This is a genomic window from Pseudoduganella sp. jia 9 (genome assembly GCF_055502615.1).
In genome coordinates this window covers 1-20,722 of sequence record NZ_JBUPWE010000025.1, presented here as the reverse complement: position 1 = coordinate 20,722, position 20,722 = coordinate 1, and the positions used below count along the sequence as shown (strand labels likewise).

General features: G+C 62.4%; 12 protein-coding genes and 2 pseudogenes. 7 read left to right on the top strand and 7 right to left on the bottom strand.

The features are described 5' to 3' along the window. Positions 1 to 79: 79 nt before the first annotated feature. From ACY34H_RS26955 to ACY34H_RS26925, 7 genes are all read left to right on the top strand, one after another. The gene (locus ACY34H_RS26955) at positions 80 to 2,365 is read left to right on the top strand and encodes an LPS-assembly protein LptD (RefSeq protein ID WP_464980507.1); all 2,286 of its coding nucleotides are present in this window, start codon (positions 80 to 82) and stop codon (positions 2,363 to 2,365) included. A gap of 110 nt (positions 2,366 to 2,475) precedes the next feature. After that, positions 2,476 to 3,966 carry a peptidylprolyl isomerase gene (locus tag ACY34H_RS26950; protein ID WP_464980506.1) on the top strand — a complete coding sequence of 497 codons (1,491 nt, stop codon included), beginning with the start codon at positions 2,476 to 2,478 and terminating at the stop codon, positions 3,964 to 3,966. Positions 3,967 to 3,974: 8 nt separating this feature from the next. Then, positions 3,975 to 5,042, top strand: coding sequence for a 4-hydroxythreonine-4-phosphate dehydrogenase PdxA (gene pdxA, locus ACY34H_RS26945; protein WP_464980505.1), 1,068 nt, complete (start codon positions 3,975 to 3,977; stop codon positions 5,040 to 5,042). A gap of 96 nt (positions 5,043 to 5,138) precedes the next feature. Next, on the top strand, positions 5,139 to 5,930 hold the full coding sequence (gene rsmA, locus ACY34H_RS26940) for a 16S rRNA (adenine(1518)-N(6)/adenine(1519)-N(6))-dimethyltransferase RsmA (RefSeq protein ID WP_464980504.1): 792 nt from the start codon (positions 5,139 to 5,141) through the stop codon (positions 5,928 to 5,930). 277 nt (positions 5,931 to 6,207) lie between these two features. Then, positions 6,208 to 8,835, top strand: a complete 2,628-nt coding sequence (locus ACY34H_RS26935) for a TonB-dependent receptor (protein WP_464980503.1) — start codon at positions 6,208 to 6,210, stop codon at positions 8,833 to 8,835. 198 nt (positions 8,836 to 9,033) lie between these two features. Continuing rightward, positions 9,034 to 10,929: a pectate lyase family protein gene (locus ACY34H_RS26930; protein WP_464980502.1), complete on the top strand. Its 1,896-nt coding sequence runs from the start codon at positions 9,034 to 9,036 to the stop codon at positions 10,927 to 10,929. 16 nt (positions 10,930 to 10,945) lie between these two features. Next, the gene (locus tag ACY34H_RS26925; protein ID WP_464980501.1) at positions 10,946 to 11,569 is read left to right on the top strand and encodes an NF038129 family PEP-CTERM protein; all 624 of its coding nucleotides are present in this window, start codon (positions 10,946 to 10,948) and stop codon (positions 11,567 to 11,569) included. 246 nt (positions 11,570 to 11,815) lie between these two features. On the opposite strand, the gene ACY34H_RS26920 is transcribed toward ACY34H_RS26925, so the two are convergent. The 7 genes and pseudogenes from ACY34H_RS26920 to ACY34H_RS26890 form a co-directional block, all read right to left on the bottom strand. Further along, the gene (locus tag ACY34H_RS26920; RefSeq protein WP_464980500.1) at positions 11,816 to 12,442 is read right to left on the bottom strand and encodes an immunity protein Imm33 domain-containing protein; all 627 of its coding nucleotides are present in this window, start codon (positions 12,440 to 12,442) and stop codon (positions 11,816 to 11,818) included. A gap of 295 nt (positions 12,443 to 12,737) precedes the next feature. Next, positions 12,738 to 13,147, bottom strand: a pseudogene (locus ACY34H_RS26915) (DUF4265 domain-containing protein). Between the two features lie 205 nt (positions 13,148 to 13,352). Beyond that, positions 13,353 to 13,640 (bottom strand): annotated as a pseudogene (locus ACY34H_RS26910) (RHS repeat-associated core domain-containing protein); the annotation flags it as partial. A 256-nt stretch (positions 13,641 to 13,896) separates the two neighbouring features. Next, on the bottom strand, positions 13,897 to 14,586 hold the full coding sequence (locus ACY34H_RS26905) for a hypothetical protein (protein WP_464980499.1): 690 nt from the start codon (positions 14,584 to 14,586) through the stop codon (positions 13,897 to 13,899). Next, the gene (locus ACY34H_RS26900) at positions 14,586 to 16,805 is read right to left on the bottom strand and encodes an RHS repeat-associated core domain-containing protein (protein ID WP_464980498.1); all 2,220 of its coding nucleotides are present in this window, start codon (positions 16,803 to 16,805) and stop codon (positions 14,586 to 14,588) included. Before ACY34H_RS26900 ends, ACY34H_RS26905 begins: the two co-directional genes overlap by 1 nt. Next, positions 16,802 to 17,356 (bottom strand): hypothetical protein, encoded by a 555-nt coding sequence (locus tag ACY34H_RS26895; protein WP_464976649.1) that lies wholly within the window; start codon positions 17,354 to 17,356, stop codon positions 16,802 to 16,804. The genes ACY34H_RS26900 and ACY34H_RS26895 overlap by 4 nt, the downstream gene beginning before the upstream one ends. Continuing rightward, positions 17,353 to 20,722: RHS repeat domain-containing protein (locus ACY34H_RS26890; RefSeq protein WP_464976650.1), on the bottom strand; the 3,370-nt coding region annotated here is incomplete at its 5' end. The genes ACY34H_RS26890 and ACY34H_RS26895, both read right to left, overlap by 4 nt.

Here is a 20,722-nt window from a genome sequence, read left to right as displayed (position 1 = left end):
AATCCCATATAATAAGGGATTCAAATCAAAAAATCGCCTGCATGGTGTTCTTTATAGTGCGTCGCGTATCCTGCCTTCCATGAGCCTGGCCCCACCCTTCAAGAAACGCTGGGCGTATGCCATCTCAGCCCTGATCGCCGCCTGCGCGGCACCCGCCCATGCCCAGACCCAGCCCAGTTCTGGCGTTGCTGCCGGGGCGGGTGCGCTCCGTGCCGACGATCCGGATGCGCCGGTCACGATCCATGCCGAGGAAATCAGCGGCCGGCCCGAGCGGGAACTGATCCTGACCCGCGACGTGGAAGTGGTGCAGGACAAGATGCGCGTCACCGCCGATGCCGCCTGCTACCGCCAGGTGGAATCCGAGCTGGAAGCAAAGAGCAATGTGCGCCTGTGGCGCTTCGGCGATTACTACACGGCCGACGAGTTCCGCATCAATACCGAGACCGGGGTGGGCTACATGCTGCAGCCCACCTACAAGCTGGAAATGAACAATGCGCAGGGCAAGGCCCAGCGCATCGACTTTCTGTCGGAAGACCGGGCCAAGGTTGTCAACGGTACCTACAGCACGTGCGAAGGGCCGAACCCGGACTGGTACGTGCGCTCGAGCACGCTGACCCTGGACCAGGGCCGCGACGTGGGCGTGGCCGCCGGCACCGTGGTGTATTTCAAGGATGTGCCCCTGATCGGCACGCCGGGCATTTCCTTCTCGCTGTCCGGCGAGCGGCGGTCCGGCTGGCTGCCTGCCGTGCCGGGCTTTTCCTCGCGGGGCGGGGCAGAACTGACGCTGCCGTATTACTTCAATATCGCACCTAACCGCGACCTCACCGTGTCGCCGCACTACATCAGCCGGCGCGGCCTGCAGATGGGCGCGGTGGGCCGCTACATCGGCGAGACGGCCGCCGGCAGCTACGAAGGCCGTACCTTCGTCGAATACCTGCGCAACGACAAGGAAAAGGGCATCGACCGCTGGCAGATCCAGTCGTCGCATTCGCAGGCGCTGGCCAAGGACTGGTCGTATGGCTGGAACGTGCGCGCCGCATCGGACGAGGATTACCCGACCGACTTCTCGAAAACCGTGGCCGGCAGCGCCGAGCGCCAGTTGCTGAAGGAGGCGCGCACCGACTACCGTGGCGAGATCTGGAGCCTGACGGCGCGCGTGCAGAAGTACCAGGTGCTGCAGGACCCGGATACGGCAACGGTCACGCCGCGCCCGTACGACCGCCTGCCGGCGGTGAATTTCCACGCCGGGCAGTACGATATCGGCGGCTTCGACTGGTCGGTGGACGCCGAGGCGACCCGCTTCCACTACGCGACGGAAACGATCTGCCCGGGTGCCAATATCGGCGGCATCGCCTGCGTCAACGACGCCAGGATCAACGGCGACCGCATCGTGGTGCAGCCGCAGATCAGCTTCCCGATCATCAGCCCCAGCTACTTCATCACGCCGAAGCTGATGCTCAATGCCAGCGCCTACCAGCTCGACAGGTTCGGCGAAGAGGAATCCCGCTCGGTCACCAAGGCGATTCCCACGTTCTCCCTGGATTCGGGGCTGGAATTCGAGCGCAACACGAAACTGTTCGGCCGCGCCGTCACGCAGACGCTGGAACCGCGCCTGTTCTACGTCTACACGCCGTACCGCGACCAGACCGACATTCCCGTGTTCGACACGGCCGATGCCACGTTCAACTTCACCCAGCTGTTCTCCGAGAACCGCTTCGTGGGTTCGGACCGTGTTGGCGATGCGAACCAGGTGACGGCGGCGATCGTCTCGCGCTTCCTCGAGGAATCCGGCGCCGAGCGCCTGCGCCTGGCGTTCGGCCAGCGCTTCTACTTCAACGACCAGCGCGTGCAGCTGACCAGTTCGGAGCCCGTCAGCACCGGCCGCTCCGACCTGCTGCTGGCCGCCACCGGCCGTATTTCCGAGACCTGGGGCGTGGACAGCGCGGTGCAGTACAACCAGGGCGACAAGCGCGTGGTCAGCTCGAACCTGAACGTGCAGTACCAGCCCGGCCAGCGCAAGGTGTTCAACGCTGGCTACCGCTTCCTGCGCGACAGCTTCAAGAACGTGGACTTTTCCACCCAGTGGCCGATCACGGACCGCTGGTTCGGCGTCGGCCGCATGAGCTATTCGCTGCAGGATCACCGCATCCTGGAAAGCCTGATCGGCCTCGAATACAACTGCGACTGCTGGGTGTTCCGCATGGGCGCGCAGCGCTTCGTGACGACCACCAATAAAACGTCGACGCAGGTGTTCTTCCAGCTCGAGCTGAACGGCCTGTCCAAGTTCGGCATCGGCAACCCGCTGGAAGTGCTGAAGAACAGCATTCCGGGTTACCAGCAACTGAATCCGGGATATCGCCGCTGAGGCCGGGCCGCTGACGGCGACATGGTCGCCGTCACTTGCTGTTACACTTTCCGCGGCACGCACCTGCTATCCTTCACCATTTTCCACCTGACCTGAAAAGCGTTTGCATTATGTTCAGTAAGCACCCGATCACTCTCGCAACACTGCTGTTGTGCGCCATGACTGCCGGCGGCGTGGCCACGGCGCAGGATGCGAAGCCAGCCGATCCTGCCAATGCCGCTTCACCCGCAGCAGCGGCACCCGCAGCTGCAGTGCCCGCAGCAGCGGCGCCCGCGGCCGCGGCGCCGGCAACCCAGGCCGCGCCGGCCGCGCAGCCGAAGGGTTTCACGCCGCCGGGTCAGTCCAGGAATCCCGAAATCGACTCGATCGCCGTGGTCGTCAACGAAGACGTCATCACGCGCCGCGAATTGTCCGAGCGCGTCGGCGTCATCGTGCAGCGCATGAAGCAGCAGAACGTGCAGTTGCCGGACAGCGCCGCGCTGCAGCGGCAGATCCTGGAGCGCATGATCGTCGAGCGCGCCCAGCTGCAGATGGCCAAGGAAATGGGCGTGCGCGTCGATGACACGATGCTCGACCGGGCGATCGCCCGCATCGCCGAACAGCAGAAGTTGTCGGTACAGCAGCTGCGCGACCAGATCGAGAAGGATGGCACGTCGTTCGCCAGCTTCCGCGAAGAGATCCGCGAGGAGATCATCACCACCCGCCTGCGCGAGCACGAGGTGGATGCCAAGATCCAGATCTCGGAAGCGGAAGTGGACAGCTTCCTGGCCGCGCAGGAAGCGGCGGCGGCCGAGCAGCAGGAGCTCAACATCTCGCAGATCATGGTGCGCATTCCCGAGAACGCCGCGCCGGACGTGATCGCCCAGCGCCAGCAGCGCGCCGAGGACGTGATGCGCCAGCTGCGCACCGGCGGCGATTTCTCCAAGGTGGCGGCCACGTATTCCGATTCGGCCGACGCGCTGCAGGGCGGCGCCGTGGGCTGGCGCCCGGCCGACCGGATCCCGCCGGTGTTCGCCCAGGCGCTGGAAAAGCTGCAGCCGGGGCAGGTCACGCCGATCATCCGCAGCGTCACCGGCTTCCACATCCTGAAGCTGGTCGACAAGCGCACGCTGGCGCAGGCGCAGGCCGAAGCGGCCGTGGAGCAGACGCACGCGCGGCACATCCTGCTGAAAGTGACGCCGGCCACCAGCGCCGAAGACGCCAAGCGCAAGCTGGCCGACATGAAGGCGCGGCTGGACAGCAAGGCATCCACCTTCGAGGAACTGGCGCGGCTGTATTCGACCGACGAATCGGGCAAGAAGGGCGGCGACCTGGGCTGGCTGTACCCGGGCGACACGCTGCCGGAATTCGAGAAGGCGATGAACGAGCTGAAGCCGGGCGAAGTATCGGGCCCGGTCGAGACGGCGTTCGGCTACCACCTGATCCAGGTGGTGGAGCGCAAGTCCGAAGACATGTCGAAGGAAAAGAAACGCAACGAAGCGCGCATGGCGCTGCGCGAGCGGAAGATGGTCGAAGCGGCGGAGGATTTCCAGCGCGAGGTGCGTGACCGCGCCTACGTGGAGTACCGCAGCGAGGACCTGCGCGCCGAAGCCGCGAAGTAAGGCGGCCGATGAGCGTTTCCTTGCCAGCGCGCCGTCCGGGCGTCCGTCCCGCGATCGCGATCACCACCGGCGAGCCGGCAGGCATCGGCCCCGAGATCTCGATCCGCGCCGCCTGGGCGATGCGCGAGCGCGTCAACTGCGTGCTGCTGGGCGACGCCGCCTTCCTCGCCATGACGGCGCAGGCGATCGATCCGGAGATCCGCGTCAGTGCGCTGTCGCTGATGGCGGTGCGCAACGGCGGCCTGCCCCATTTCGGGCCGGACCGGCTGTCCGTGATCGACATCCCGCTGGCCGCCCACGTGGTGCCGGGCACGCTCGACAGCGACAACGGCCGCGCCGTGCTGGCCACGCTCGATGCGTCGATCGAAGGCATCAAGGCCGGCTGGTTCGAGGCGGTGGCCACGGCGCCGCTGCAGAAAAGCACCATCAACGATGCCGGCGTGGCGTTCTCCGGCCATACCGAATATTTCGCCGACCGCACCGGCACCGCGCAGGTGGTGATGATGCTGGCCGGCTCACTGCAGGATGTGCCGGGACTGCCGCAGCTTCGCGTGGCGCTGGCAACCACCCACCTGGCGCTGAAGGATGTGCCGGCGGCGCTGACGATCGCCGGCCTGGGCACGACGCTGGACATCATCGACCGCGACCTGAAATCGAAATTCGGCATCGCCGCGCCGCGCATTCTCGTTACCGGCCTGAACCCGCATGCGGGCGAGAACGGCTACCTGGGGCGCGAGGAAATCGACGTCATCACGCCCGCGCTGGAAGCGGCGCGGGCACGCGGCATCGACGCACGCGGCCCCTATCCGGCCGACACGCTGTTCCAGCCGAAATACCTGCAGGATGCCGACTGCGTGCTGGCGATGTACCACGACCAGGGCCTGCCGGTGCTGAAATACGCCACCTTCGGCCGCGGCATCAACGTCACGCTGGGCCTGCCGCTGATCCGTACCTCGGTCGACCACGGCACCGCCCTGGACCTGGCCGCCCGCGGCCTCGGCCACGCCGACTGCGGCAGCATGGAACAAGCCATCAGCGCCGCGCTCGACATGGCCAACGCCAGCCGCGGCACCTGAACATTTCTCAGAACCGGGGTCAGACCCCGGTTTTTGGCAATTAATTTCCCAAAATCGGGGTCTGACCCCGGGTTCTGGAAACTTTTACACGAATATATGAAACACATTGCCCGCAAGCGCTTCGGCCAGAATTTTTTGCAGGATGATCGCGTTCTCGGCGACATCATCGACGCCATCGCGCCCGTTCCCGGCGATACGATGGTGGAGATCGGCCCCGGCCTGGCGGCGATGACCGACCTGCTGCTGAAATCGCTGCCGCACATGCACGTGGTGGAGCTGGACCGCGACCTCGTCACGCGCCTGGAAAAGCGCTTCCCGCGCGAGAAGCTGACGATCCACTCCGGCGATGCGCTGAAGTTCGACTTCGGGTCGATTCCCGTGCCGGAAGGCCGAAAGCTGCGCGTGGTCGGCAACCTGCCGTACAACATCTCCAGCCCGCTGCTGTTCCACCTGGCCGAGTTCGCGCCGCAGATCGAGGACCAGCACTTCATGCTGCAGAAGGAAGTCGTCGAGCGCATGGTCGCCGAGCCGGGCACGAAGGCTTACGGCCGGCTGTCGGTGATGCTGCAGTGGCGCTACCGGATGGCGCTGATGTTCATCGTGCCGCCGGACGCGTTCGATCCGCCGCCGAAGGTGGATTCGGCGATCGTGCGGATGATCCCCATCGCCGAGCCGCTGCCATGCGACGAGGCCACGCTGGAAGCCGTGGTGGCGAAGGCGTTCTCGCAGCGCCGCAAGGTGATCCGCAACTGCCTGGCGGGGATGTTTACCGAGCAGCAGATCGTCGATGCCGGCATCGATCCAGGCACCCGCCCGGAAACCGTGCCGATGGAAGCCTACGTGGCGCTGGCCAACAGCCTGAAGCCGGCGCCAGCGCCGGGCCAGTAACCAGAAGGCAAGATCGAGCGCGTCTTCGTTACAATCGCGCAACGTGTTGACCAAAGTAACGATACTTCCCCAGTTGCTTGCACCCGGCTATTTTCCTTGTGGATACAAGGACTTGGCCGCGGTGCGAACCGATCTATATCTTTTTCATATACGTCTTCGGCAATTCTTCATTGGCTGATAACCATTTCAGCCACATAGAATTTTTATCACGAAGTTGATCGAGCGGCTTGCGCGGCAGGCCGACGGCACTTTTCGATAATAACGATACGGAGACTCCATGAAGCTCACCCCCATCGGCGCACTGGTGCGCGCGCTGTTCCTCGTCCCTGCCGCGTTCGCCACGCCATCCGCCGCGCTTGCGCAGCAGGCATCCCAGCAGGCCGAAGCCACGGCCAGCGGCGAGACCGCCGTGCAGCAGGTCACCGTGACCGGCATCCGCGCATCGGTGCGCAGCGCCTTGTCCGTCAAGGAAAATTCCAACAGCATCGTCGAGGTGGTGTCGTCGGAAGACATCGGCAAGCTGCCCGATACGACAATCGCCGAATCGCTGGCCCGCCTGCCGGGCCTGGCCGCTGGCCTGGATCGCGGCAACGCCAGCCAGATCGTCGCGCGCGGCATGGGCGAGCGCTTCATCGGCGCCACGCTGAACGGCCGCGAGCTGGCATCGTCCGAGCCGAACCGCGCGGTGCGCTTCGAGCAGTTCCCGTCCGAGTCGCTGTCCGGCGCGGTGGTCTATAAAACGCAGAACGCCGACCTGATCGAAGGCGGCGTGGCCACCTCGATCGACCTGCAGACGGTGCAGCCGCTGAAATACAAGGGCCGCCAGCTTTCCGTCAAGGCCGATGCGCTGTACTACCCGCTGGCCAACGACGTGGATGCGAAGGCATGGCGCCCGCGCCTGGGCGGCATCTACATCGACCAGCTGGCCGGCGGCAGCGTCGGCGTGGCGCTGGCGGCCAGCTACCAGAAGCAGCCGTCGATCGAGAAACGCAAGAACCACTGGGCCTTCAACGAGAGCAATTCGGTCGACATGAACGGTGACGGCCGCGTCGACAAGACGCCGTGGGGCTTCGAGGACGAGGTCAAGCGCGGCACCAACGAGCGTGCCAGCGTGCTGGGCAAGGTGGAGTGGAAGCTGAGCCCGGATGCGCAGATCACCGCGGACGTCTACTACGCCAAGAACAAGATCCACGAGCCGAGCGTGCAGCACTGGACCGGCGACATCGGCAACTGGGATGGCTGGCAGACGCCGAACTTCTCGAACCTCGACATCCGCGACGGCTACGTGGTGGGTGCCACCGTGCGCGACGTCACCGTCTCGACGCACAGCACGCGCTGGTTCCAGAACATGAGCAATTTCGCCGGTGGCCTGAACGGCAAGTTCAACGTGGGCGACTGGAAGGTCGACGCCGACGTGGCCGTCTCGCGCGCCGACCGCGACAGCCAGTGGGCCGACGTACGCCAGACCAGCGCGCCGGGCACGCTGAGCTGGTCCTTCACCGGCAACGAGCAGCAATCCTATTCGTTCACGCAGGACACTGGCAATGCGGCCATCTTCGGCGCCCCGGCGCTGTACATCGATGCCGACGGCCACGTCGACGACAAGCTGAACTCGGCCCAGCTGTCGGCCTGGCGCCCGGTCGAGCTGGGCCCAGTCAGCCGCATCAAGTTCGGCGCCCGCTTCTCGGACCGCGAAAAATCGTTCCACCAGACCACCTGGAACCTGGCCACCACGGCCGCGTCGCTGCCCGCTTCGGCATTCGAGACGATCGGCGCGGAAGGTTATTTCCCGGCACTGATGCTGAACGATTTCGACGGCACTGCAACGTCGCTGTTCGGCGCCGGCGCACTGTCGCCGGACGGCCGCGCGCAGACCACCACCGACCTGCTGGCCGGCTGGCGCGTGAAGGAACGCAGCAGCGCCGTGTATGCCCAGGGCGACCTGGATGGCGAAATGTTCGGCCTGAAATACCGCGGCAACGTCGGCCTGCGCGTGGTGCACACGAAGCAGACCGGCTACGGCATGGAGTCGCGCAACGGTGCGGCGCCGACGGCGGTCGAAGGCGGCGCGTCGTACACCAAGGCACTGCCGAGCGCCAACCTGATCCTCAACCTGGACGAAGCGCAGGAACACCAGCTGCGCTTCTCGCTGGCGCGTGCCATGTCGCGCGCGCCGATGGACGAGATGCGCGCCTCGCGCTCGCTGTCGATCGACACCACGCCGGGTTCGAGCCAGCCGCTGACCGGCAGCGCCGGCAATCCGGGCCTGCTGCCGATGATGGCCAACCAGGCCGACCTGTCGTACCAGTGGTATTTCGACAAGGGCGCGCTGCTGTCGGCCGGGCTGTTCTACAAGAAGGTAGGCAGCTACATCGGCATCACCAGCGACACCACCACGATCGACGGCCGCCAGGCCACGATCACGCGCTCGATCAATGGCGACGGCGGCTATGTGCGCGGCCTGGAACTGGCGTACCAGCAGGCCTTCACGATGCTGCCGGTACCGTTCGACGGCCTTGGCATGTCGGCCAATTTCTCGTACAACGAAAGCAGTATCAAGGAGTTCACTGCCGGCGACTTCCCGATGGTGGGCCTGATGCAGCGCAATGGCGGCGTCACGCTGTGGTACGAGAAAAACGGCTTCGAGGCACGGCTGCAGGCCAACTACCACAGCCCGTTCGTGCGCATGCCGCGCTGGACTGCCGGCTACCTGGTCGAGAACGACGAGGAGACCTATGTCTCCGCCAACATCTCGAAATACCTGACGCCGCAACTTCAGCTGCACGTGGGCCTGGACAACATCACCAGCCAGCGCGTGATCCACAAGCAGGGCGGCAACCAGTACGTCCAGAACGTGATGGAGTACGGCCGGCGCTACAACATCGGCCTGGCGTACAAGTTCTGATGTCCGATCTCTGAGTGCCGCCAGGCGCCAGATGACCGCCGGTCGCCGCAAGGCACCGGCGGTTTTTTTTCTGCATCTGATTGAAAACGTTTGCAATCAACACCATGATTTTTCGTATATAAAAAACATCGACGCGTCCCGTTCTGGTCGAGCCAAATCTATACTGGCCTGACCAATATGACCTTGAAGGAGGCGAAAATGGAGACAAGACGCAGCGCGTATACGGAAACGAAAGCAGGCAGGCCGTGCAAGACGGCATTCGGCATGGTGGTCGCGGCCCTGTTCATGCAGGGCTGCGGCGGCGAGGCGGGCGGCGATTCCGCTGCCGGTCCGGCTGGCGGCGCGGCCACGGCGGCAAAGGTCCAGGGAGGTAACGCTCCGCAAGCCGCGGCGGCGCTGCTGGCACAAGGCCACGCGGCCAGCGGCTGGGCCTCGCAGGGCGCGGGCACCACGGGCGGCGCGGGCGCCCCGGCCAGCAATATCTATGTCGTGCGCAACTGGGCGCAGCTCAATGCGGCCCTGGCGAACGTCAACAGCCCGACATATGCCAGCGATCCCGCCGCGGCCAAGAAGGAACCCAAGATCATCCAGATCGCCGGCACCATCTACGGCACCGACCTGGGCAACGGCAAGCTGGCCGACGAGGCCTACTACAAGTCCCTCAACGCCACCGCCGCCAAATGGGACTTCAACCTGTACCTGCAAAGCCTGGACACCGCCTTCATGGCCGACCTGAACATCCGGGTGGCCCAGGGCGACCCGGAGGCGATCGCGCTGCGTGCGCGCATTTCGGCGCTGAGCTCCGCGCGCTCCACGCTGCGCAACCTGCAGAAAGCGCAGATCCAGTTCATCATTCCGTCCAACACCACCATCGTCGGCGTGGGCAGCGACGCCAGGGTGGTCGATGGCTATTTCTCGATCAATGCCACGCCCAACATCATCATCCGCAACCTGGAATTCCAGGCGCCGCAGGACCTGACGCCCAGCTGGGACGGCAAGAGCGCCTGGGATTCGCGCTACAAGGCGATCTCGGTGGTGACCGGCAAGCAGCTGTGGATCGACCATTGCACCCTGAGCGACGGCAATCCCGCCGAGGAAATCGTCACCATCAACGGTGTCACGTCGCAGGTGAACCGCTTCGACGGCCTGATCGACATCGAGGACAGCAGCGATTACGTCACCCTCTCGTACAACGTCTTCAAGAACCACGACAAGACCAATATGGTGGGCGGTTCGGGCGACGGGAACGGCGTCAAGGAGCGCGATTTCAACCGTATCACCTTCCACAACAATGTGTGGGACAACATTACCCAGCGCGCGCCGCGCGCACGCTTCGGCCGCATCCACGTCTACAACAATTACTACCGGGGCGATACGTCGGAGACGGCGAAATACCGCCTCGGCTACTTCATCGGCATGGGAGCGGAATCGAAGATCCTGTCCGAATCGAACGCGTTCGAGATCAGCGGTCCCGGCGCCGATGCCACGAAAGTGATGTCGAACCTGAACGGCTACCAGTTCAAGGACGTGGGCTCGTGGATCAATGGCGTGCCGGCATCCGCCGAGCTGGAAGCGGCGGCGAAGGCGGCGCTGGAGAACAACTGGGCCAAGGTGGTGGCCGCCGCAGCCAGCAGCGGCTTCACGGTCGGGCCTTACACCAATGAGCTGGGCTGGACGCCCGCCTACGATTACCGGCCGGGCGCGTCGTTCCAGGAGGTCAAGGCGCACAACCTGGCCACCGCCGGCTCGGGCAAGGTAGCGATCGAGGGGGCGAACCTGGATGTCTCGTCGAGCTTCTCGCTGCTGCGTTCAGGGCTTACCTGGAACCGGATCACCGGCAAGTACAGCGCCTCCATCACGCTGACCAACCACAGCGGCGCCGCGCTGGCCGGCCCGTTCCAGCTGGTGCTCACGCAGTTGCCGGCCGGCGTCACGCTCGACAATGCCAGCGGCATGCGCGACGGTGCGCCTTACGTCACGCTTGAAGCCAGCAGCATTGCCCCCGGCGCCTCGGTCAAGGTGCCGCTGGTCTACAGCAATCCCGGCAAGGTGGCCATCAGCTATGCCAATGCCGTTTTCGTCGGACACTTTTGAGATCGAGGACATTTAAATGATGCAAAATTTAAAGAATCGCCTGGCCTTGTGCCTGGCCGCGCTCGCCTTGCTGGCCAGCCACGCCGTCCACGCCGCGCCGATTTACCACGTCAGCGTCGACACCCGCAGCTTTACCGGCCAGGCCCTGCTGGACTTTACTTTCCTGGCCAACGCCGGGGCCACGCCGGCCAGCGCCATCCTCGACAACTTCAGCGGTGATTTCGGCGCCACGTTCGATGCCTCGCCAGCTGTCACCGGCGCGGTCCCGGCCGGGGTGGTGCTGGGCAACCAGAACGGTGGCGACTATCTGACCCAGTTCGTCCAGCTGGGCGGATTGTTCAGCTTTGATATCCGCTTCGACGGCGCCTTCGACACCACCGAGAACATCGACGCCTCGCTGTTCGCCGCGACGCTGTACAACACCGACCTGAGCGGCTACATCGGCGTTGCCGGCAGCCTGGTCGAATTCGCGCTGGCGCCGCAGGTCAACGGTATTCCGGGCGGAATCACCGTGGCGGCGAGCGAACTGGCGAGCGTTTCCGCAGTGCCGGAACCGTCTTCGCTGCTGATGGTGGTGGGCGGCCTGGGCCTGCTGGGATGGCAGCTGCGCAGGCAATCGCAGATGGTTCAACGGCCATAGAAGGGCAGGAACAAGGGGCAGAAAATCAGGATGGCAATTTTCGCCCCGAAGCGCAGGTGACGGGATTCGACGTGCCCAGCCGGTAGCCATCGGCCTTGACCCAAGCAAGGCCGAGCGACTAAGGCAGCGGCCGTGTCAAGATGTCAGACCTGATCCCGGCCTTGCGTGTGGCGCCTCAGTGGAGTTCGGTCGCCTGTGATTCTTCCCTCTCAGACGCGTCAAGCACTGGCGCTATCTGAACTAAAGCTATCCATTGTTGAGAACCCTCGGATCGAATCGAACCTCGCCATTATCAGAGTAAAACCGGTAACCAACGGCGAGAGCGAGGAACTGAGCCAGATCTGGTCTTGCCGCAGTTAGATGATGCGCATGTACCGTCCTAAGTGACGACACGTTTCCGTCATAACGATCTGTAGTTATCCACCATCCGGACATAAGTGTCGGCGATGGATACCGCACCCCCTGCACATCGTTCCCCTCAAACACTCCATCCGAAATCGCAACCATCTGTGCTGCATTTGGTGGGCAGAACAACGATGATGCTCTGTCACAAACAGTGTGCTGATCTCTCCAGTAACGAAGCGTATTGGAAACCCCTGGAACATACTCGACCGCATCTGGCGTATATTCCCAAAAACACAGGCGCCCCTTGTCGGCAGAAACTGCCTTCGTTATCCAATAGCCGTAGCCCAGCGTTTCACCTGGCTTGATCGAGTGTCCGCCTCTGATGTACTCGGCCGCAAACCGAATGAACTCACGACATTCGCTGCCGAGGCTAATGTCATCGACTGTGGCACAAATCTCGAGGCCGATTTCCGAACGCAAGCCAACAGTGGCAACTTCTAGCCCATCATCAGTTGAAATTATTTTCATCACTCTCTTCTCGAATACCAACTATTTATTCGTCGGCGCCTTTCCAGGTTTCTTTGGCCCAAGGGGGACAGCCTCACCAGCGTTTCCAGCATGGTGGTGTGCGGATGTTCCTCGCGCAAATACGACCGGTTCGCCTCTCTTAATTAACCAAGAATGGGCATGGAAAAAGTATTTCGTGTTTGTGGGTGGCTCTATCAATCAAAGCAGCCAGCCGAGCGCTTGTTGCTTCTGGCATGACAAAACCAGATAGCCGAGGCAAAGGCCGGGTCTGCATGCCCGGCCTCGCCTCGGTTCATTAATAAAAATGCGTATGTCGGAGCGCACCCTCCTCAATATCGAGCTCATCGCGCTCCTGGGCGGCCATGACATAGTCTAAGAACGGCTCAATCGACACCGCTCCAGGAATCTCGACAGCAAGCAGCGCAACATTTTTGTGGAACTCAACCGAGCAACCCAGCAGGCCTAGATCTCCACGAATTTGGTAACTTTTTCCTGGGGCCCACAAAAGTAATCGGAAAGTAGAATTTCCCGAAGGGGTTATTACCTCGCGAAAAAAACAGCATCATCCACTCTTTCCACCGATATTTCATCATTCGAACTTACGCCGCGAATATAAAACGGGATATTATCGACCCTATAATTTCCGTTGGGAAGTTCATATGCCCAAACTATCTCAGTGTCAGTTGGGGGGGTATCCGAACTCATCTTGCTCCAGCCTAAATACTACTTTTCCTCGATTCTGTGTACCAGTCATTGTATTTCTGCCTTTTGTGGATTTCTGCGTGGATTTGGCTTGGGCTCGTCAGACAGCGTTCTGTTGTACTCGCGGCAAGCATGTGTATCGTTGTCCGGGGAGACACAACAAAAACTTACAGAAACTCCACACGGCTCAACACGGCGCAACGATTTCTCAACGATTAATTACACGACGGCTGCAAATAGGATGCATGCCGGCAGCACCACCATGTACCCATTTTGTTCTTGGTATACCCCCGTTTTCCTCACCGTGTTCACGAGGTATCATCATCTTGTAATATTTTTGTTCCCTGACTGGCGGCCGGCCATGCGGCCAATCAGTACTCAAAAACCTCCACGCCACCGGATCATAGTACCGCTGCTGCATGTAACCTAGCCCGCTATCCCAGTCGTTTACATGCCCCGTGAAGCCCAGCGTCGGCACCACGCCCGAAGCGGTATAGCCATAAGGTTCGCGGCGTCACCGTGCGCGAGCCATTGACCGCCACCTTTTCGTTCACCGCATAACCGGTGCCGGACGCCGTGCACACGCGCGACAGTAATGTCGCGTTGGACGTCGACCATGCCAGGGTTACCGCTTGGCCGGCGGTCATTGCCCGCAGAGACCGTGGCCATCGTCTTGGCCGTCGTCCTGAAGCGCAGGTGGAATTGACTGATTCGCTTTAACTTTTTGGGATGTTAGAAGAATATCGAGCAAATTATTCGAAAAATTCCTTTGATTGAGGTGTTGAGTCAACACAGAGCTCAGCCAACTTACTATTGTCGACCCATAGCTTCAATGCCCCAGGTGTTAACTGCGAAGTGCAACATACTGTATCTAGCTCTTCAATAGACCATCCCACTATGCCAAAGTCTTTCAATATTTCAGCAACTCGCCGCTTTATAATTATGAATCGCGGAGCAGGCCAAACAAAAAAGAAATCCGAACCATCCCATTGCGTTTTATCTATCAAATTTGCGCCAGTATTGAAGCAGGAGAAAGCCGCAAATCCACACGCCGAGCAGTGTTCTATTCGACGCACACCAGCAGCTGCGGCTGGCAATCCGCCCCAACCAGTGATCACAATTTCCTGTAAGTGATCCAATGATGTTTCGCCTCCGCGATATCGAGTAGTGACTGGGCGAGCTTCAAATCCTGTGACTCCTTGGGACTTCAATAGTTTGACTGTTTCGGATGTGGCGAGCAACTCCCCATACCATGTCCAAACAATCGATTGCGGCTTAGGGCGGTGACTCAAGCTTACATCCAACTGCCCCAGCCTTGCCCCGCCTCGAGCATGTCCAGGATCTAACGGACACACAATGCGCTCGACAGTATTTTTTTTCGAAGTCCATTCGGCGCGAATTGCCCCGTGTTCAGGTGGGGACAAGAATACAAAGTCATCCATTATTTAACTCCCAACTGTTGAATAAATTGTTTTTCCATCTTGCCAAGTTGATTCAGTATTTCATTTTTGGAGGGATTTGAATTTTCCCTGAAAAACTTCGCCCACTGCGAGTTCCAACTGTTTGGCCCAGTGTGCAATCCATTAGGTTTAAGACGGTGCAGGTCACGCGGGATTTCTACGGTATATTTTTCGATATCGAGTCCCGCCTCCTCGAATTTTTCCTTAAAGCGTCGCGGCAACTTGTGATGCGTTTCCGTTTTATTGCGCGCATCGTCTTGATCATCTGGAGGCAGGGCCCCGCCTGTCGAGCTATTCGAACCAAAGATCGCATTCGCAATTGCTCGTGTAATCGGATCGCCATTGCCTTGCGATGCCGCAGGCATGTACGGATCAGCAGATGGATCCGGACGCTTACGCCTGCCGATAATTACTACTACTTGACGACCATCGGGATCAAGATATTTGTACGGATTGTTTTCAGCGTATACATAACGATTAAAACTTTCGCCGGTGTTCTTATCTGGCGTGAGCGGATCGATACTCAAAAGCCTCCCCGCCACCGGATCATAGTACCGCTGCTGCATGTAAACCAGTCCGCTGTCCCAGTCGTTCACATGCCCCGTGAACCCCAGCGTCGGCACCACGCCCGCAGCGGTATAGCCGTAGGGTTCGTAGGCAGTCCGGCTGATGAGATTGCCCGTGCCGTCCGTCCGGGCCACCGGACTGCCCAGCGCATCGGTGTGGATATACGTGACGTTGACATTCGCGGCGGTCGTCATGGGATCGGCATGGGCCGTCTTCCCGCCGGCACCGCTTGCCGTCCAGGTGCAGTTCGACGGATAGCCTACCCAGGCCGCCAGCGGCGTTATCGAGCGCGAGCCGCTGAGCGCCATCGTTTCGTTGACCTGGTAACCGGTCCCCGATGCCGTGCACACGCGTGACAGCGACGTGGCATTGGTCGTGGACCATTTCATGGTCACGGCCTGGCCGACGACGAGCGCCGGCCGGGTAACGCTGATGGTGGGAAGCGGTGTCGTTGGCGTCGTTGGCGGCGTCGGTGCCGCCGCCGTCGTCATCGTGTGGGTGTAGGTCGTCGTGCCGCTGGCGCCTGTCGCCTTCCAGGTGCAGTTCGACGGGTAATTGACCCAGGCGGCCTGCGGCGTCACCGTGCGTGAGCCATTAACCGCCACCGTTTCGTTCACCGCATAACCGGTGCCGGACGCCGTGCACACGCGCGACAGCGATGTCGCGTTGGACGTCGACCATGCCAGGGTCACCGCCTGGCCAGCGGTCATTGCCGGCAGCGACACCGAAATCGTCGGTTTCGGTTTCGGTGTCGCTGCCGGGGCGGTGACCGTGACCATCGTCTTCGTCGTCGCCCCGAAGCGCAGGTGACGCTCCCACAGCATGCCCCAGTCGTATGCATGGGTACCGGTGGTGGCCGGCGCGGTGACGTTGAAGCTGACGGTGGTGCTGGCGCCGGGAGCCACCGTGGCAGCGCCCATTTCGATCCGCCCCATACCCCAGATGGTGTTGTCGATGGGACTCGACGTGCCCAGCCGGTAGCCATCGGCCTTGACCCAGGTGATGTTCCCGGTATTCTTCAGCGTGACCGATGTGCCGTAGCTCTTCCCGGCCACCATCGAGGTGGGCACGGAAAGCGCCGTGATCTGCGCATTGTGGATGGGGGCCGGTACCACGACGGCAACGGTTCGTCGAAACGTCTGGCCAAACCAGCGTACGTGCTCCACCAGCATCTGGTAGACGAAATCGTAATTGCCGGGGGTGGCGGGAGCCTTGACGCTGAAGGCGAAGGTGAAACTGGCCCCCGGCGCGATCGTGCGGCCGCCCAGGTCGATCCGGCCGACACCGAACTGGTTGCCGGCAGCAAGGTAGCCGAGCCGGTAGGGCTGGACGGCGGCCTGGCGCCAGCTCGTGTTGCCGGTGTTTTTCATCGTGACCGACACGTCATACCACTTTCCGGCCTCCATGCTGGATGGGACCGAGTAACTGGTCACCGCCGCATCGTCGTAGGGATCGTCGCCTTCGCCCGGCGGCGCCTGCACGTTCGGCGCAGGCAGCGTTTGCGCCTGGGCAGTGGCGCCGCCCCCTACCGCCACGCACAGCATGAGTGCCATCAGCAGGCCAAGCACGAATTCGAGCCACGTCGAGTGGCCCGCGCCGGCGTCGGCGCGGCGGGATTGGGGCGCGCGCATCATTTCACCTCCGCGATCGCGTGGTTGTGCAGATAGACGTAGCGGGTGGCCGATTGCGTGCCAACCGTCGAATACAGCAATTGACCGGCCTGGCTGTAGACCTGCACGCGGTTATGGCCGTCCGTGCCGACAATGCTGACGCGTCGTCCCAGGCCGTCGTACTGGTACGTGGCGAGATTCTTCGCAGCCGTCATGCGGTTGGCGAGGTCGAACGTGTAGACCTGCGCGCCACGCGCGGTGATGTTGCCGCGGGCATCGTAGCCATAGGCGAAAGTGAATTTCGCCGGCCCACCGCTGACGGCTTTGAGCCGGTTGGTGCCGGCATCGATGGCCAGCAGCGTATTGCGCGCATTGGCGCCGGCCGACACCGATACGGCGGTCAGGTTGTCCTGCGCGTCATAGCGGTAGGTGGCGGTTCCCCACAGGCTGGACGCGGTCACGCTTTTCAGCCGGTCCAGGCCGTCATACTGCATGGTGCGGCTGGTATTTGCTCCCGCCCCATCGGCAATGCCGCTGACATTGCCGTTCCCGTCATATGAATAGGTGTCCTTCAACACCGCGCCATCGCTTGCCGCGAGCGGCAGGCCGCGCGTGTTTTGCGTGAGCCTGCGGACGATATTGTTACCGTAGACGAAACCGGCGATCGCCCCGCTCGGGTGATACGTGACGTTGGTAGCGTAGCTCCCCACCCTGGTCGGTTCGCCGAGCGCATTGGGCGCGTATCGATGGTGAGGCTGTTGGCGGGATACGCCAGTTTCGCGGCCGAGCCGTTGGCGTCGTATCCGCGGTCGATGTCGTACACGCGCGCGCCATAGGCCAGGCTCTCCCGTTCGAGCAGGCGGCGCTTGTTGTAGGTATAGGTCCATTTCGCGCCGTTCGACGTGATCGTTTCCGGCAGGCCGTCGGCCGTCCAGGTCCGCGTGACCGGCGGGCTGCCGTCGCCGAACGTCGATGCCGTCATGCGGTTGCGCTTGTCATAGCCGAAGGTGGTGCGCGATGCGGTCATGGCTTTCGCCGTGGCCGTGTCACAACTGCCCGCCGAAGCCAGGGCCGCGCCGGTCACGCGCCACTCGATGTTGTTCGCGGCATCGTAGGCCTGCACCGTTGCGCCGGCTTCCGGCTCGATGGTCTTGCACAGGCGCTCATTGGCGTCGTACACATAGCTGCGCGTGACGCTCGAATTGGCGCCGCTGCGAACGATGGTCTTCGCCTTGCCGAACAGATCGCGCGCGATGGCGACCGTCACGTTCTCCGGCATGGCAAGCCTGGCCAGGGCGCCGTCGTCGGGATCGTCGAAGGCCTGGTATTCATGGGTAGTCTGGTTGCCGCGGGCATCGATCTTCGTGGTCCTGAAACCGGCATCGTAGGAATTGCTGGTGTACAGGCTGCCAAGCTCGCTGTCGGCTGTCGTGCCGGTAATGCGGCCCAGGCCATCGTAGGAAGTCGATATCCCGCCGCCCAGCGTTTCATGGCTGCGCTGCGGATACGATTCGAACGTGGTGCGGCCCGCGTGGTCGTGGCGCTGGCGCGTGATGCGGAAGGTATTTGCCTTGTCGCCGCTGTCCCAGCGCTCGACGAACACAGGGCGCCATAGTGCGTCGAAGTAGGTCCTGGCATGTCCGTTGCCGGTCGAGACCAGCTGCTGCCAATGGCCGGCCGGCAAGCCGTTCTGGCTGCTGGTGGCGCGGGTGAACGAGATGCCCGTGGCGGCCCAGGCTACCGTATCGCCCGCAGGATAGGTAATCGATGCGATACGCCCCATCGCATCGTAGCCAAAGGCCGTCGTCGATCCGGCCTCGTTGGTCAGCGACGTTATCCGGCCCAGGTTGTTCACCACGGCACTCTCGCTCCTGCCGTCCGCATAGCCGATGTTCTGGGCGATGCCGCGCTTGTAGTTGCTGAACGTGGTTGTCTGCCGGGCGCCATCCGACAGCGTTTGCAATGTGCCGTCGGCATGATAGGTCATCGACCGTTGCAGGCTGCCGAAGCTGCTGACGCTGGAGAGCGCGGCCGTGGCGGGATCGTAGGTATGCCTGGTCATCGGCTTGCCCTCCACCGTCACCTCCCCGACCTGCCCGATCACCCACTTCGACAGGTTGTTGTCGTAGGTGGTCTTTTCCTTGCGCGAGAAACCCAGGCTGCTCGATCTGGTCACTTCGGTCGGATGAGCGAATGCATCGAAGGTGCTCGCCTCCCAGGTGAACTCCTCGCCTTGCTGCGAGGTGACCCGCCGGTCCACCTCCATGACCTGGGCCGACAGGTAGCCATCGCCGCGCGGCTGCAGGCTCACCCCGAAAGGGGCGACTGCGGCGCGATAGTGCATCGTGATCGAGCGGAGAACGTCGCCGGAACCGCTGGCCACTTCCTTTTTTTGCAGCTGGCCTTCGGTTTCGCGGGACAGGGTGCCGAACGTGTGCTCGGTAATGTCTCCGCCGGGGTTGGTGACGCGGACGGTTTTCTCGGCTAGGCAGGCGCTGCATGGTGCCCAGCTCGACTTCGCCTCCGGATACTGCGTGGTCCATGTCAGCGTATCGAGACCGGGTCCGCCCAGTTGCTTGCTCGTCAGCGCATAGGTGTCGAACAAGCGTGGGTACGTGGCCGTGTACGTTTGCGCCATCACATCGAATCGGCAATTGTTTTGTACGCCGGCACGGCCGTGGCGGGTCGGGGTCAATGTAAATGTGCCGGTTGCCCCGGAAGGGTGCCGCATGGATCCGCTTGCGGCGGTGTCATAAACGATCCCGGGGCCGTCACAGTTGCCGTCTCCCTGGTACGCAAGCCCGACGGCGAGCGGGCTTGCTCCGGCAAGCTGCCATGCCGAGCCGTCCGGTAACGTAACGGTATTGAGCCGGGCTGCGAGGCCGGAGCCGCTGTAGCTGTAGGTCCAGGTTCGCGTACCGTCGGACACGCTTTTCACGGCAGGATTGGTCGAGCCAGGACTGACGTACGTCAATGTCAGCGTCCTTGGGCTGCCCGCTGCATCGGTTCCCACAATGGACTTGAGCTGCCATTTGTTCGCCGTGTCATAGGTATAGCTGACCTTGTTGCCGAAACGATCCGTGATGACCGTTGGCAGGATCCAGACTTCCACGCGGTTCAGTTGCGGGCTTGCGACTATTTCTTGTGGCAGGTTGGTATCGATTCCGGCACTGGCATCGCCTTGCGGGCCGGGTGCCATGCCCATACTCGGCGCCAGTGACGATTTCTGCATCGCGGGCAGCGAGCGCGTCGCCAGCCAGTCGAACTGGTACTGCGTGCCGTCGGGGGAGACGGCAACGAAACCCTCTCCCGTGGCGCCATTGCTGGCGGCCAGCGAGGGCAGGCAGCGGATCTGCCAGTTATTGCGTGTCACGAGCGGATATGCGGCGGTGGGATTACCGGCGGGTGCGGCAATGTAGGACGCCGTACGCACCAGCATTTCCTGGTCGCCCTGGCCGGGGATGTAGAGGAAACTGCCGTGCCAGTATTCGGTGCCAATCCAGGAAGCGGTGCCGCCGCTTGCGGGCGTGGAAATCGTTGGCGGAACGCCGAAACTCGAGCAGCGAGCGCCGGTCCCGTGGGGATTGGTCCAGCCTTTTGCCGATGAAAATATGCCGTGCAGATGCGGAATTTCGAGATCCCAACCGCCAAACAAGGTGCCCGTCTTCGCTTCCTGCCCTGCCACCAAGCGACGTCCGACGGACACCGGAATCGTGCTGTTTCCGGGGAGGCTGACGTCAGTCTGGGAGAACTCGAGCGTCCCCGTATAAAGATTGACCTTGTCGCCGAACAGGTCGTCACCGAGCCTGATGACGGCGTTCGGCGCGCGAATCAGCTTGTTCTGCTCACTGTACGACGTAACGGTTTGCGCGTGCGACGGTACGGCCGCGACGATCGCCAGGATTGTCAGGCCGCGCCGTGCCTCGACTCCAAATTCGGTC